The organism is Vibrio sp. 2134-1 (genome assembly GCF_033339495.1).
In genome coordinates, this window is sequence record NZ_JAWOUS010000546.1 from 1 (window position 1) to 645 (window position 645).

The 645-nt window shown below is 45.4% G+C and carries 1 protein-coding gene; it reads left to right on the forward strand.

Features of this window, described 5'->3' with window-relative positions; translation table 11 throughout:
- Positions 1-645, forward strand: a 645-nt coding sequence (locus R7R78_RS27140; protein WP_225474740.1) for a conjugal transfer protein TraF, incomplete at both ends; no start/stop codon positions are given.

Genomic DNA, 645 nt, shown 5'->3' on the forward strand with positions numbered 1-645 from the left:
GTGCACTTTATCGAGAAAATGATGATATTGGTCTACTGATCCCCGCCTTTGGCGTCAATATTCACGATGAAGATGACGCTCTTTCGACCGTCGATGATGTACAAGATTTGTATGACAGCATTCAGGGGCTACCCACTCCCGCAGACGAAACTGCAATGAATCGACTGTTAGATCAGTTAGATAGCAGTGTGCCTATCGTTATCAACGGTGGATTAACCTTTGCCATCGCGATACCAACACGTTTTATGTCAATGAACCTTTTTAGCGCTGGCTATGTGGAGATTCTTGCAGCACCTGATATTTCTGACGCCACCAACACCGCTGAGCGATACCTGAACTCGGCAGTTAATTTGGCGGCATTTGGCAGCGCAGAATATGGCGTCTCTCTATCAAGAACCTATACTCTTGGCGGACAAACCGTCGCCTTTGGCCTCACACCTAAATATCAACAACTTAAAACTTACACCCAACGTACAACGCTTGATGACTTTGATATTGAAGATTACGACAAAAGCGAAGTCTCAAAAAACGCCTTCAATATGGATGTTGGCATCGCTTGGTATCACGAAGCCTTTCGTGCGGGTTTGTCCGTTAAGGATGTGGTCAAGCAAGACATTAAAACCAAACTCGGTAGCTATACCTACG